The organism is Brevundimonas mediterranea (assembly GCF_011064825.1).
Classification (GTDB): domain Bacteria; phylum Pseudomonadota; class Alphaproteobacteria; order Caulobacterales; family Caulobacteraceae; genus Brevundimonas; species Brevundimonas mediterranea_A.
Genome location: NZ_CP048751.1, coordinates 1,369,393 through 1,382,767 on the forward strand (window position 1 = coordinate 1,369,393; position 13,375 = coordinate 1,382,767).

Genomic DNA, 13,375 nt, shown 5'->3' on the forward strand with positions numbered 1-13,375 from the left:
CGTGAAAAAGGGCCCCGCCTGCGCGGAGCCCTTTCAGGTCTGGCGTCCGACCGCCTACTGGCAGGCCAGGCACTCGTCGTAGTCGGTCTTGGGCATGGAGAAGAGGTCGGGCTGGTTCGGATCGATGACCGCCTCGGCCTTGTCCTCGGCGCCGGCGAAGGCGGCGCGCTGCACCGACTTGGAGCGCAAATAGTACAGCGACTTCACGCCGCGTTCCCAGGCGGACCAGTGCAGCATGTGCAGGTCCCATTTGTTGACGTCGCCCGGAATGAACAGGTTCAGCGACTGGGCCTGGCAGATTTCCGGCGCGCGGTCGGCGGCCAGTTCCACCACCCAGCGCTGGTCCAGTTCGAAGGCGGTCTTGTAGATGCCCTTCTCGTCCTCGTTCAGGGCGTCCAGGTGCTGGACCGAACCCTCGTGCTCGAGGATCGAGTTCCAGACCGCCTCGGTGTTGATCCCCTTCTCGTCGAGCAGGCGCTCCAGATAGGGGTTCTTGACCGCGAACGAGCCCGACAGGGTCTTGTGGGTGTAGATATTGGCCGGGATCGGCTCAATGCCAGCGCTCGTGCCGCCGCAGATGATCGAGATCGAGGCGGTCGGGGCGATGGCCAGCTTGTGGCTGAACCGCTCCATGACGCCGCGCTCCTCGGCGTCCAGGCAAGGGCCCTTCTCTTCGGCCAGCAGGCGGCTGGCCTTGTCTGCCTCGCGACGCAGGTGCTTGAACAGGCGCATGTTCCACGACTTGGCCATGGCGCTTTCGAAGGCGACGCCCTGGCCTTGCAGGAAGGAATGGAAGCCCATCAGGCCCAGGCCGACCGAACGCTCGCGCTTGGCCGAATAGACGGCGGCCTTCATTTCCGGCGGCGCGCGGCGGATGAAGTCCTCCAGCACATTGTCCAGGAAACGCATGATGTCTTCGATGAAGCGGGGCTCTTCGCGCCACTCCAGGAAGGTCTCGGCATTGACCGACGACAGGCAGCAAACGGCGGTCCGGTCCACGCCCAGGTGGTCGCGGCCGGTGTGCAGCATGATCTCGGCGCACAGGTTCGACTGTTTGACCTTCAGGCCCAGGTCGCGCTGGTGCGGCGCCATCTGGCGGTTCACCGTGTCGGAGAAGATCATATAGGGCTCGCCGGTCTGCATCCGGATGTCGAGCAGCTTGGTCCACAGCGAGCGGGCGTCGACGGTCTTGATGACCGCGCCGTCCTTGGGGGACTTCAGGTCGAATGTGGCGCCGGTCTTCACCGCCTCCATGAATTCGTCCGTGACATTGACGCCGTGGTGCAGATTCAGGGACTTGCGATTGAAGTCGCCCGAGGGTTTGCGGATCTCGAGGAACTCCTCGATCTCGGGGTGATGGATGTCCAGATAGACGGCGGCCGAGCCGCGACGCAGCGAGCCCTGGCTGATCGCCAGGGTCAGCGAGTCCATCACGCGGATGAAGGGGATGATGCCCGAGGTCTTGCCCGCGCCCTTGACCTTCTCGCCGATGGAGCGGACGCCGCCCCAGTAGGTGCCGATGCCGCCGCCGTTCGAGGCCAGGGCGACGTTTTCGTTCCAGACGCTCTGGATGCCGTCCAGGCTGTCGCCGACCGCGTTCAGGAAGCAGGAGATCGGCAGGCCGCGATCCGCGCCGCCGTTCGACAGGACCGGGGTCGCGGGCATGAACCACAGGCGGCTCATATAGTCGTACAGGCGCTGGGCGTGGTCGGCGTCGTCCGAGAAGGCGGTCGAGACGCGGGCGAACATGTCCTGATAGCTCTCGCCCGCCAGCAGGTAGCGGTCTTCCAGCGTCTTCTTGCCGAAGTCGGTCAGCAGGGCGTCGCGCGAACGATCCACCTGGACCGATTTCACGACAGTCAGATGGGGCTTCTCGAGGGTCGCGTTCGTCACAACACCTTGGAATTCCGTCGTCTTCAAAGCCTCGCCGCCAGCCATGGTCATCTGCGTCCTGAACAATAAACAGCCTAGAGCCACCTGCGCCGTGACCACATCATCTAGTGGTCTCAACGCTCCCTGAGCCCACATATAGGGCGCACATGCCTAATAACCCGTCAACGTCTTGACGGTCGCTTTGTAAGCGAATCGGTCGGACAACTCGTCCACGCCTGGGGAAAATCCAGCAAGCAAGCCAGCAAACCCCTCCCAGGCCTTCGCAGTTGCGATATCACGAACGCGTGATCGGAACATAGGGCGAGCTTGGCCGTTTGGCCCGTCCATGACCGTTTCAGATTTCCGTCCCTTTTTGATACGCGCCCTGACGGTTGCGCGAACAGAGATCGCCGCTCTGACGGCCCTGTTCGTCGCCGCGATCGGCGTCATGACCTTCGTCGAGATCGCCGACGACATGACGGAGGCCGACGGCCAGGCCTTCGACCATCAGGTTCTGGCCCTGCTGCGCCCCTATGCCGACGATCCCGGCCGGCCCTGGGGGCCGTGGTGGCTGAAGGAGGCGGCGGCCGACATCACCTCGCTGGGCGGCATATCGGTGCTGGGCCTGTTCGCCCTGATCGTCATCGTCTTCCTGTTGAGCCAGAGGAAATGGCTGTCGTCCGTCCTGCTGGCCCTGGGCCTGATCGGCGGCGTGATGCTCAGCGAGGGGCTGAAGGCGGTGTTCGAGCGCGAACGCCCGCCCCAGGCCCTGCAGGCGGTCGAGACGATCAACGCCAGCTTCCCCTCCGGCCACGCCCTGCTGGCGACGGTCTTCTATCTCAGCGTCGCGGTCATGCTGACGCGGGCCTTTCCGCGCCAGAGGTTCAAGATCTTCGTCCTGGGGGTCGGCATTCTGATGGCCCTGCTGGTGGGGCTGACCCGCATCTATCTGGGCGCCCACTGGGCGACGGACGTCTTCGCCGGCTGGGCCGTGGGCTCGGCCTGGGCCATGGTCCTGTGGCTGGTCGCCTATGGGATTGCGCGCTGGCAGAAGCGTCATCAGGCGCCCCTGCAGGACGAGCCGTCGCCGATGGAGCCTGAAACCGGGGACGATCCGACCAAAGTCTAGCCCCGCCTTGGCGTCGGACGCAGGATAGTCTGTCTTGAGACGCCGCCTCGATCTGAACAGAGCGGCGCGCAGACGGGAGATACGCCATGGACCACGCCGCCCTCTATGCCGAACGGCTGAAAACACCGGACCAGGCTGCGGCCCTGATCCGGTCGGGCGCCAAGGTCGCCATGGGCCTGGGCGTGTCCCAGCCCCCGGCCCTGCTGAAGGCCCTGGCCGAACGGGCTGAGCGCGGCGAGGTCGAGGATGTGAACCTCTATTATCTGCTCTCCACCGCCATCGCCGGCGACACGGTGCTGCGCTACGAGCTGATGGACCGGATCCGGCCGTGGAGCCTGTTCCACAGCGCCGTCGAACGCCGGCTGGAGCAGCGCGCCTTCGAGGAGGGGCGGCCCAATCCGGTCCAGTTCATCCCGACCGGCTTCCAGCAGTCGCCGCGCCTGCTGTGCGACGAAGTCGGGGTGGATGCGCTGGTCTGCACCGTCTCGCCGATGGACGCCGACGGATTCTTCTCGTTCGGGACCAACACGGACTACGCCAAGCCGGTGTCGGACACGGCCCGGACCATCGTGGTCGAGGTCAATCCGCACATGCCGCGCGTGTTCGGCGACTGCACCGTCCATGTCTCCAGGGTCGCCGGGATCGTGGAACACGCCGCCCCCCTGCTGGTCGTGCCCAGGGCCGAGCCCCAGCCGGCCGACCTCGCCATCGGTCGGATCATCGCCGATCTGGTCGAGGACGGGGCGACGCTGCAGATGGGGATCGGCGCCCTGCCCAACGCCGTCTGCGACGCCCTGAAGGACCACCGCGACCTGGGCGTCCATACAGAAATGCTGACGCCGGGCCTGGTCGAGCTGATGCAGGCCGGGGTGGCCAACCACGCCCGCAAGACCCTGCACCCCGGGGTCGGGGTTTTCGCCTTCTCGATGGGCGACCAGAACACCTACGACTTCCTGGACGGCAATCGCGGCCTGGAGGCCCATCCGGTCTCCTATGTGAACGATCCGGCCGTGATCGCGCGCAATGCGAAGATGGTCTCGGTCAACGCCACGCTTCAGATCGATCTGAGCGGCGCCTGCTGTTCGGAATTCCTGAACGGCCGCCAGTTCACCGCCTCGGGCGGACAGCTGGACTTCGTGCGCGGGGCCTATGGCTCCGACGGCGGCAAGTCGATCATCGCCTGCCATGCGACGGCGGCCAGGGGGACCTGTTCGCGCATCGTCGCCCGGCTGGACGGCCCGGTCACCACGCCCCGCAACGACGTCCACATCATCGTCACCGAACACGGCTGGACCAACCTGAAAGGCAAGTCGACCAGCGAGCGGGCCCGCGCCCTGATCGCCCTGGCCGCGCCCGAGTTCCGCGACGACCTGACGGCCGAGGCTGGGCGGCAGGGTCTGATCTGAGGCAAATCTTGCGAGTCGTTATCGACTTTTCATTTCCGGCGGCGCGTCCTAAACCCCGGCCCGTCATCGGGGAGTAGCCGCCCGCAACAATCAGCGGGGCTCGCGTCAACATGCTTCCTCTCCCGGAGAGGATGGCGCGGGAACGGTCCGGGACCCTCTTGGGGTCCGGATCACGGCAAGACCGGCGGCTTTCGCAGGGATGTCCACGCGGGGCCCGGCTGCGAACGCCACAGGTCCGTCCGCCGAGGCTCCCGCGCACACAGGTTCCTTCTTGGAAGCCTTTCTGATCTCGACCGGCCTGGTCTCCATCGCGGAGATCGGGGACAAGACCATGTTGCTGTCCATCGTCATGGCGGCGACCTGGCGACGGCCCGCGCCCATCATCCTGGGCATTCTCGCCGCCACCCTGCTGAACCACGCCTTCGCGGCCCTGGCCGGCACGGTTCTGGCCCATTTCATCACCGGCGACTGGATGCGCTGGATCGTCGGCGTCGCCTTCCTGGGCTTCGCCGCCTGGACCCTGATCCCCGACACCCTGGACGAACAGAAGGGCGAGGTTCAGCGCGGTTTCTGGGCCATCTTCTGGACCACCGCCTCGGCCTTCTTCCTGATCGAGATGGGCGACAAGACCCAGGTCGCCACCGCCATGCTGGCCGCCCGGTTCGAGAACCTGCCCCTGGTCGTGGCCGGATCGACCCTGGGCATGATGCTGGTCAACGGCCCCGCCGTCCTGCTGGGCGAGACGGCGGCGAAGAAGCTGCCGCTGAAGTGGATCCGGCTGGCCGCCGCCGTCGGCTTCGCCGCCACGGGCCTCTGGATCCTGTTCGCCCCCTAGGGGCTGCTCCCCGAGGCTCGCAATCTGTTCGGCCTCGCCTTACCAAGAGGCCATGCGCCGTCCCATCCGTCCCCTGCTTACGCTCCTCGCGCTCGCCCTGCTGGGCCTCCCGGCCGGCGCCAAAGCCGCCTCGCGCGCCTATGCCGTGGACGGCGACTGCGGCGGGCGGCCCGCGACCACGGTGCGGATGGCGCCGGGCTATTGTCTGGGCCTGATCTGGCAGGGCGCGGGGACTGACGGACCCCGCATGCCGCGCGGCCTGCTGCCCCTGCCCGGCGGAGATTGGCTCGTCACCGACCTGGGCGGGTGGGAGGCGGGACGCGGCGCCGTCTGGCGGCTGTCGTTCGGCGCCGACGGTGCGGCGCGCTAGCGCAGGCTCGCCCAGGGGCTGTCCACGCCGCACACGGTGGCGCGGGGCCCGGACGGAAGAATCTATGTGTCCGAGATGAACCGCATCCTGACCCTGGACCCCGATGCGGCCGATCCGGCGGCGACGGTGCGGACGGTGATCGGCGACCTGCCGGACAACCGGCTGCACGACAATCGCCACCCCCTGTCCAGTTTCGTCTTCGACGGCGACGGCGCTCTGCTGGTCAATGTGGGAGCGCCCAGCGACCGTTGCCTGGACGCGCGGGGGCGGGCGCGCGCCAATGGCTCAGGCGGATGCGCCGACAGCGCCGAAACGGCCCAGGTGCGGCGCCACGCCTATCTGGGCGACGGACGGTGGGCGCAGGACAGCACCGTCTTCGCCTCGGGCCTGCGCAACTCCATCGCCCTGGTGCGGCATCGGTCAGGGACGATCCTTCAGGGCGAGAACTCCGTCGACCTGACCACGCCCGACCATCCCTATGACGAGATCAACGTCCTGCGTCAGGGCGGCCATTACGGCTGGCCCTATTGCGTGGATCTGACGACGCCCCTGCCGGGCTGGAGCGCGGCCCAGGCCCGCTGCGACCGGCGCGACCGGCCGGTCGCCCTCTTGCCGCCGCACGCCGCGCCGCTGGACCTGATCTATTACGAAGGGGCGATGTTTCCCGAACTGCGCGGCCGGCTGTTGATGAGCTGGCACGGCTATCGTCGCGCCGCTGGACGGATCGTGGCGGCGGAGACCGACGCGCAAGGCCGTCCCCTGACCGACATCGGCGGACGCTACGCCATCTACCCGCGCGGCGCCCTGCCCTATCCGGCCGGCGCGCCCAGCGTGCGCGGCAAGGTGCTGACGCCGGGTTGGGACGCGGTCGCGGGTCGCCAGCCGCGCGGCTCGCCCGTGGTTCTGGCGGTCGCCGCCGACGGATCGATCTGGGTCACGGACGACCGCAGCCGGGCGATCCTCAGAATCGCCCGGTCGGAGATCGCCGACTAGGCCGAAACCGGGCGCCTACTTCGGAAGCGTCAAAGCCAGATGCTGCAACAGCATGATGGTCTTGGCGTCGCGGATGCGGCCGTCGGCGATCATGGCCAGGGCCTCGTCCAGCGTTGGCTCCAGCACCTCGATGTCCTCGCCCTCGTCCGGATGGCCGCCGCCGTCGCCGATCTTCATCGACGGATCGTACTCGGCGACGAAGAAGTGCAGGATTTCGGTGACGGAGCCGGGGCTCATGAAGGCCTCGAACACCTTGCGCACCGCGCCGAGCCGATAGCCCAGCTCTTCCTCGACCTCGGCGCGGATCCGCACCTCGGGCTCGGCGTCGTCCAGCAGGCCGGCCGCCGCCTCGATCAGCAGGTCGTCATAGCCGTTCAGATAGGCCGGCAACCGGAACTGCCGCACCAGCAGCACGGTGCGCGCCGCCGGATTATAGGGCAGCAGCACCGCCCCATTGCCCCGGTCGTAGTGTTCCCGCTCCTGGGTCTGCCAGCGTCCGTCGCGCCGTTTCCAGTCGAACCGGGTCGTCTTCAGCACATACCAGTTGTCCGAGAGAAGCCGGGTCTCGTGGATCCTGAGACGGTCCTTGACGGTCATCGGCTTGCCTCGGGCGGTCTGGCGCTAGGCCTTGCGGGCGTCACGCTTGGCCAGGACGCGCAGGCGGAGCGCATTCAGCTTGATGAAGCCGGCCGCGTCCTTGTGGTCATAGGCCTGGACGCCTTCCTCGAAGGTGACGAGGTCCTGATCATACAGGCTGTAGGGGCTCTCGCGGCCGATGACCGAGACATTGCCCTTGTACAGCTTGACCTTGACCGTGCCCGAGACTTTCTCCTGGCTCTTGTCGATGGCGGCCTGCAGCATCTCGCGCTCGGGCGAGAACCAGAAGCCGTTGTAGATCAGCTCGGCGTATTTCGGCATCAGCTGGTCCTTCAGGTGCATGGAGCCGCCGTCCAGGGTGATGCTTTCGATGCCGCGGTGGGCCGCGATCAGGATGGTCCCGCCGGGGGTCTCATAGACGCCGCGCGACTTCATGCCGACGAAACGGTTCTCGACCAGGTCCAGACGGCCGATGCCGTTGTCGTGGCCGTACTGGTTCAGGGCGGTCAGGATCGTGGCCGGGCTCATGGCCTCGCCGTTGATCGAGACGGCGTCGCCCTTCTCGAAACCGATCTCGATGACGGTCGCCACATCCGGCGCGTCCTCGGGCGAAATGGTGCGCTGGTGGACGAACTCGGGGGCCTCGACCGCCGGGTCTTCCAGCACCTTGCCCTCGGAAGACGAGTGCAGAAGATTGGCGTCGACCGAGAAGGGCGCCTCGCCGCGCTTGTCCTTGGCGATCGGGATCTGGTTCTTTTCGGCGAAGTCCAGCAGGGCCTCGCGGCTGCGGAACTCCCACTCGCGCCAGGGGGCGATGACGCGGATGTCGGGCTCCAGGGCGTAGTAGCCCAGTTCGAACCGGACCTGATCGTTGCCCTTGCCGGTCGCGCCGTGACAGACGGCGTCGGCGCCGACCTGGCGGGCGATCTCGATCTGGCGCTTGGAGATCAGCGGGCGGGCGATGGAGGTGCCCAGCAGATAGTCGCCTTCATATTGGGCGTTGGCGCGGAACATCGGGAAGACGAAGTCGCGCACGAACTCTTCGCGCAGGTCGTCGATGAAGATGTTCTCGGGCTTGATGCCCAGCTTCAGCGCCTTCTCGCGCGCCGGGCCCAGCTCCTCGCCCTGGCCCAGGTCGGCGGTGAAGGTCACGACCTCGGCGTTATATTCGGTCTGGAGCCATTTCAGGATGATCGAGGTGTCCAGCCCGCCCGAATAGGCGAGGACGACTTTCTTCACGGGCTTGTCGGCGGGGGCGGACATGGCGGCTCTTTCGATAAACTCGGCAGCAGGGATCGGGGAGTTGAGGCGCGCATAAGACCGGGGGTCCGGGGATGCAACCTTTTCCGGGGCTGAGGCGGGCGAACATGAAGCTTTGTTCATGTTCAATGGGTCGCGTTGCCAGCAGATCGACCGTCGTTATGGTCCGATCCAGCTGCAATCAAGGATGTCATCCCATGCGTCGTGCCGGTTCTCTTGTCGCCGCGGCCGCCCTGCTGGCGGTCTCCAACCCGGTCTGGGCCTCCGTCGCGCCCGCCCAGGCTCCCTCTCAGGCCTCCGCCCCCGCCTTCCAGGCCGCGCCGGTGTCCGAACTGGTCGCCGAAGTCGATATTCCCTACACCAAATTCACCCTCGACAACGGCCTGACCGTCCTGGTCCACGAGGACCACAAGGCCCCGGTCGTGGCGGTGTCGGTCTGGTACAATGTCGGCTCCAAGGACGAACCAGCCGGCAAGACCGGCTTCGCCCACCTGTTCGAACACCTGATGTTCGGCGGCTCCGAGAATGCGCCGGGCAGCTATTTCACCCCGATGCGCAACATGGGCGCGACGGACATGAACGGGACCACCTGGTTCGACCGCACCAACTATTTCGAGACCGTCCCGACCCCGGCGCTGGAACAGGCCCTGTTCATGGAAAGCGACCGCATGGGCTATATGCTGGGCGCCATCTCCCAGGAGACGCTCGATCTGCAGCGCGGCGTCGTCCAGAACGAGAAGCGCCAGGGCGACAACCAGCCCTACGGCCTGAACCAGTACAAGCAGCTGGAGGCCCTGTTCCCCGAAGGCCACCCCTATCGTCACTCGACCATCGGCTCGATGGCCGATCTGGATGCGGCCTCGATGGAGACGGTGCGCGACTGGTTCCGCTCCAACTACGGCCCCAACAACTCGGTGCTGGTCCTGGCCGGCGACATCACGCCCGCCAAGGCGCGTGAACTGACCGAGAAATATTTCGGCCCCATCCCGCGCGGTCCGGTCAACACCCCGGCCCAGGCCTCCGTCCCGACCTTGCCGGCGCCGATCAGCGAGACCACCCGCGACCGCGTCTCCAACGCCCGCGTCGAGATCAGCTGGGCCGTGCCCGGCATGCTGGATGCAGACGCCGTGCCCCTCAGCGTCGGCGCCTCGGTGCTGGGCGGCCTGGCCAGTTCGCGCCTGGACAACGCCCTGGTGCGCGGCGAGCAGAGCGCCGTCTCGGTCAGCGCTTCGAACAGCGCCTTCCACCGCGTCGGCATGTTCGACATCACCCTCGATGTGAAGCCGGGCCAGGATCCCGCCGCCGTCGAGGCCCGCGCCCGTGAGATCCTGAACGGCCTGATCGCCGACGGCCCAACCGCGGCCGAGGTGGAACGGGTCAAGACCCAGTATGTCTCGCGCACCGTCCAGGGGCTGGAGCAGGTCGGCGGCTTCGGCGGCAAGGCCGTCGCCCTGGCCGAGGGCCAGCTCTACGCCGGCGATCCGGAACACTACAAGAAGGAGCTCCAGGCCTATGCGGCGGTCACACCCGCCCAGGTCCAGGCGGCGATGCAGAAATGGCTGACCCGCCCGGCCTATACGCTGACGACCCTGCCGGGCGAGCGCGAAGCCTATCAGGAGGCGGCCGAGGCGCCGTCGGGCGCCAACCACACCCCCGCCCCGCCGATCGAGCGCGTGGCCCGTATGCCCAAGCCCGAAATCGCCGCCGTCGCCAACGTCGACTTCCCGGCGGTCCAGCGCACCCGCCTGTCGAACGGCGTCGAGGTGGTCTACGCCCAGCGTGACGCGGTGCCGGCGACCAAGATCGCCATCGACTTCAACGCCGGCCTGGCGGCGGACGACGCGTCGAAACTGGGTCTGCAAAGCCTGATGCTGGACCTGATGGACGAGGGCACCCGCACCCTGAATGCGACCCAGCTGGCCGAGGCCCAGGAAACCCTGGGCGCCAGCATCTCGACCGGCGCCTCGATGGACCGTTCGGTGGTGCAGCTGTCCGCCGTGACGCCGAACCTGCAGCCGTCGGTGGCCCTGCTGGCCGATGTGGTCAAGACCCCGGCCTTCGCCGCGTCCGAGCTGGAGCGTCTGCGCGCCACCCGCCTGTCGCGCATCGCCGCCGAACGGACCCAGCCGGCCGCCCTGGCCAGCCGCGCCCTGCCGGAACTGATCTACGGCGCGTCCAGCCCCTATGGCCGCCCCTTCAGCGGCAATGGCGATGAAGCCAGCGTCAAGTCGATCACCGAAGCCGACATCCGCGCCGACTACGCCGAATGGATCCGGCCCGACAACGCCAAGATCTTCGTGGTCTCGGACAAGCCCCTGTCGGAGATCACCCCGGTTCTGGAGGCCGAGTTCGGCCGCTGGACCGCCCCGGCCGTCGCCAAGGGCGTGAAGGACTTCTCCGGTTCGATCCCCGCCACCACGTCCAGGATCGTGCTGATCGACCGGCCGCAATCGCCCCAGTCCTACATCATGGGCGGCGAGGTTCTGGCGGCGCAGGGCACGGACGACCTGCTGGTGTTCAACGCCGCGAACAATGTGCTGGGCAACGACTTCCTGTCGCGCATCAACTCGGATCTGCGTGAAACCAAGGGCTGGTCCTATGGGGTCAACGCCTCGGTCGCCGGCTTCGCCGGCCGCGTCCCCTATCTGGTCACCGCCCCGGTCCAGGCCGACCAGACCGGCCCCGCCATCGAAGCCCTGAACCTTCAGTTCAACGACTTCCTCAAGGGCGGCAAGGGCGTGACCCCCACTGAGCTGGAACGCACCGTCAACGGCAACACCCGCCGCCTGGCCGGCAGCTACGAGACCTCGGCCGCCGTCCTGGGCGCGATGCGGACCAATGACCTGCTGGGTCGTCCGGACGACTATCCGGAAACCGTCGCGGCGCGCACCAACGCCCTGACGGCGGCTCAGATGGACGCCGCCGCCAAGGCGGCGCTCGACCCGTCGCGCTTCGTCTGGGTGGTCGTCGGCGACGCCTCGGTGGTCAAGCCCCAGCTCGACGCGCTTGGCCTGCCCGTCGAAGTCCGCTCGGCGGCTCCGACCGCCCAATAGGGCGGGCGACAGGCTGAAACGATTGAGGCCCGGAGAGCGATCTCCGGGCCTTTCTTTCGTGATCCTCCGGCAAGCCGCGTCTTCGGGGGGCAGACCGGGGCCCAGCGGCGCGCGTGAGCGAACCAGTCGCGCCTGAAACCAGAAGGCGGAAGCCGACGGGCTGAGCCTTCGCCCATGTCCCCCGGCGGCATTCGAAATGCGCTGCGGAAAGTCGCTGCGAACTGATCTGTGTCAAGGCCGCTCGTACGGCAAGCGCCCACAGCGACGGGGTCGGCGACGACATCGCGCAAGGCGGGCTTCCGTTATGGCCATCAAGATATCGATCCTGAGCGAGACCCGGAACGGCCAAGGCCGGGCCGTGACGACGCCCCCCGCCGGACCGGCGCCGGTCGGCGATCTCCCTCTCGGCGGCTGACGGTCCCTCCGACACATTTGCATCGCATTGAGAAGAGAACCGATCGTGGCCTATCAAACGACAAATCCATTTACGGGCGAAGTGCTCAAGACCTTCCCCGACGCGACGGACGCGGAGGTGTCTCAAGCCATCGAGCACGCGCACGCCGCGTTCCTGGCTTGGCGCGAAACGTCTTTCAGCGAGCGCGCCAGAGTGATGCGGAACGCCGCCAGCCTCCTGCGACAGGACGTCGACGCCTTCGCCGCGATCCTGACCACCGAGATGGGCAAGCTGCTGTCCGAGGCGAAGGCCGAGGTCGAGCTTTCGGCGCAGATTTTCGACTACTACGCCGCCAACGCCGAAAATCTGCTGGCCGACGAAATCCTGCCCGTCGCCCATCCGGCCGAGGGCGAGGCGCGGGTGACGCACGAACCGCTCGGCGTGCTGCTGTGCATCGAACCCTGGAACTTCCCCTACTATCAGATCGCCCGGATCATCGCGCCGCAACTGTCGGCCGGGAACACCATGCTGCTCAAGCATGCCTCCAACGTCCCCCAGAGCGCCGAGGCTTTCGAGACGCTGATGAAGGCGGCCGGCCTTCCCGAGGGCGCTTTCAAGAACCTGTTCGCCACGCGCTCGCAGATCGAGTTCATCCTCAATGATCCTCGCGTTCAGGGCGTGGCCCTGACCGGTTCGGAAGCCGCCGGATCGGTCGTCGCGGCCCAGGCCGGCAAGGCCTTGAAGAAGTCGACCCTGGAGCTGGGAGGCGCGGACGCCTTTGTCGTGCTGGCCGACGCCGATCTTCAGAAGACCGTCGACTGGGCGGTGTTTGGACGCCACTGGAACGGCGGACAGGTCTGCGTGTCGTCCAAACGGATGATCATCGTCGATGAGATCTATGACGCGTTTCTCGACCTTTACCGCCAGGGCGTGGCGGCCTTGGTCGCCGGAGACCCCTTCGACCCCCAGACCACCCTCGCGCCGCTGTCCTCTCAGGGCGCCGCCAATGAGGTGAAGGAAAAGATCGCCGAAGCGGTCAAGCTGGGCGCCAAGGCGGAAGCCGTTGGACCAGCCGCGCCTGACCGGGGCGCCTTCGTGCAGCCGACCATTCTGACCGAAGTCGGTGACGACAACCCGGCGCGGCACTGGGAGTTTTTCGGGCCGGTCTCAATGCTGTTTCGAGCCAAGGACGAGGCCGACGCCATACGTATCGCCAACGACTCCCCGTTCGGGCTCGGCGGCTCGGTCTTTACCAGCGATCCCGCCCATGGCGCCGAGGTCGCCAGGAAGATTTCCACGGGCATGGTGTTCGTCAACCATCCAACCATGGTCAAGGCCGACCTGCCGTTCGGGGGCGTGCGGCGCTCCGGCTATGGGCGCGAACTCATCGGCTTGGGCATCAAGGAATTCGTCAACCACAAGCTTATCGACGTCGTCGACATAGACGCGCCGTTCTAGCGCACTGA

Annotated in this window: 10 protein-coding genes and 1 riboswitch; of the genes, 7 read left to right on the plus strand and 3 right to left on the minus strand. The window is 67.1% G+C overall.

Annotation, left to right across the window (positions count from 1 at the left end; all coding sequences use genetic code 11):
• Positions 1–54: 54 nt before the first annotated feature.
• Positions 55–1,944, minus strand: coding sequence for a ribonucleoside-diphosphate reductase subunit alpha (locus GYM46_RS06705; RefSeq protein WP_008260083.1), 1,890 nt, complete (start codon positions 1,942–1,944; stop codon positions 55–57).
• A gap of 274 nt (positions 1,945–2,218) precedes the next feature.
• Here GYM46_RS06705 and GYM46_RS06710 point away from each other — a divergent pair, with 274 nt between their 5' ends.
• The 5 genes from GYM46_RS06710 (at position 2,219) to GYM46_RS06725 (ending at position 6,605) form a co-directional block, all read left to right on the plus strand.
• On the plus strand, positions 2,219–3,001 hold the full coding sequence (locus GYM46_RS06710) for a phosphatase PAP2 family protein (protein ID WP_008260320.1): 783 nt from the start codon (positions 2,219–2,221) through the stop codon (positions 2,999–3,001).
• Positions 3,002–3,087: 86 nt separating this feature from the next.
• The gene (locus GYM46_RS06715) at positions 3,088–4,407 is read left to right on the plus strand and encodes an acetyl-CoA hydrolase/transferase family protein (protein ID WP_008263305.1); all 1,320 of its coding nucleotides are present in this window, start codon (positions 3,088–3,090) and stop codon (positions 4,405–4,407) included.
• A gap of 55 nt (positions 4,408–4,462) precedes the next feature.
• Positions 4,463–4,579: riboswitch (yybP-ykoY riboswitch) on the plus strand.
• A gap of 99 nt (positions 4,580–4,678) precedes the next feature.
• Positions 4,679–5,242, plus strand: coding sequence for a TMEM165/GDT1 family protein (locus GYM46_RS06720; RefSeq protein ID WP_008262624.1), 564 nt, complete (start codon positions 4,679–4,681; stop codon positions 5,240–5,242).
• 52 nt (positions 5,243–5,294) lie between these two features.
• Positions 5,295–5,612, plus strand: coding sequence for a hypothetical protein (locus GYM46_RS16690; protein ID WP_008262708.1), 318 nt, complete (start codon positions 5,295–5,297; stop codon positions 5,610–5,612).
• A gap of 75 nt (positions 5,613–5,687) precedes the next feature.
• Positions 5,688–6,605, plus strand: coding sequence for a PQQ-dependent sugar dehydrogenase (locus tag GYM46_RS06725; RefSeq protein ID WP_232216268.1), 918 nt, complete (start codon positions 5,688–5,690; stop codon positions 6,603–6,605).
• A 15-nt stretch (positions 6,606–6,620) separates the two neighbouring features.
• On the opposite strand, the gene GYM46_RS06730 is transcribed toward GYM46_RS06725, so the two are convergent.
• Both GYM46_RS06730 and GYM46_RS06735 read right to left on the minus strand, forming a co-directional pair.
• On the minus strand, positions 6,621–7,202 hold the full coding sequence (locus GYM46_RS06730) for an NUDIX domain-containing protein (RefSeq protein WP_008258858.1): 582 nt from the start codon (positions 7,200–7,202) through the stop codon (positions 6,621–6,623).
• Between the two features lie 24 nt (positions 7,203–7,226).
• Positions 7,227–8,465, minus strand: a complete 1,239-nt coding sequence (locus GYM46_RS06735) for an argininosuccinate synthase (protein ID WP_008263663.1) — start codon at positions 8,463–8,465, stop codon at positions 7,227–7,229.
• Between the two features lie 194 nt (positions 8,466–8,659).
• On the opposite strand from GYM46_RS06735, the gene GYM46_RS06740 reads away from it, so the two are divergent.
• On the plus strand, positions 8,660–11,515 hold the full coding sequence (locus GYM46_RS06740) for a M16 family metallopeptidase (protein WP_008264179.1): 2,856 nt from the start codon (positions 8,660–8,662) through the stop codon (positions 11,513–11,515).
• 460 nt (positions 11,516–11,975) lie between these two features.
• Positions 11,976–13,367, plus strand: a complete 1,392-nt coding sequence (locus GYM46_RS06745; protein WP_008262668.1) for an NAD-dependent succinate-semialdehyde dehydrogenase — start codon at positions 11,976–11,978, stop codon at positions 13,365–13,367.
• Positions 13,368–13,375 lie beyond the last annotated feature (8 nt).

Excerpts from the sequence above, each read along its gene's own strand:
- GYM46_RS06705 (WP_008260083.1), bottom strand. The coding sequence starts at position 1,944 with ATGACCATGGCTGGCGGCGAGGCTTTGAAGACGACGGAATTCCAAGGT.
- GYM46_RS06710 (WP_008260320.1), top strand. The coding sequence starts at position 2,219 with ATGACCGTTTCAGATTTCCGTCCCTTTTTGATACGCGCCCTGACGGTT.
- GYM46_RS06715 (WP_008263305.1), top strand. The coding sequence starts at position 3,088 with ATGGACCACGCCGCCCTCTATGCCGAACGGCTGAAAACACCGGACCAG.
- GYM46_RS16690 (WP_008262708.1), top strand. The coding sequence starts at position 5,295 with ATGCGCCGTCCCATCCGTCCCCTGCTTACGCTCCTCGCGCTCGCCCTG.
- GYM46_RS06725 (WP_232216268.1), top strand. The coding sequence starts at position 5,688 with ATGAACCGCATCCTGACCCTGGACCCCGATGCGGCCGATCCGGCGGCG.
- GYM46_RS06730 (WP_008258858.1), bottom strand. The coding sequence starts at position 7,202 with ATGACCGTCAAGGACCGTCTCAGGATCCACGAGACCCGGCTTCTCTCG.
- GYM46_RS06735 (WP_008263663.1), bottom strand. The coding sequence starts at position 8,465 with ATGTCCGCCCCCGCCGACAAGCCCGTGAAGAAAGTCGTCCTCGCCTAT.
- GYM46_RS06740 (WP_008264179.1), top strand. The coding sequence starts at position 8,660 with ATGCGTCGTGCCGGTTCTCTTGTCGCCGCGGCCGCCCTGCTGGCGGTC.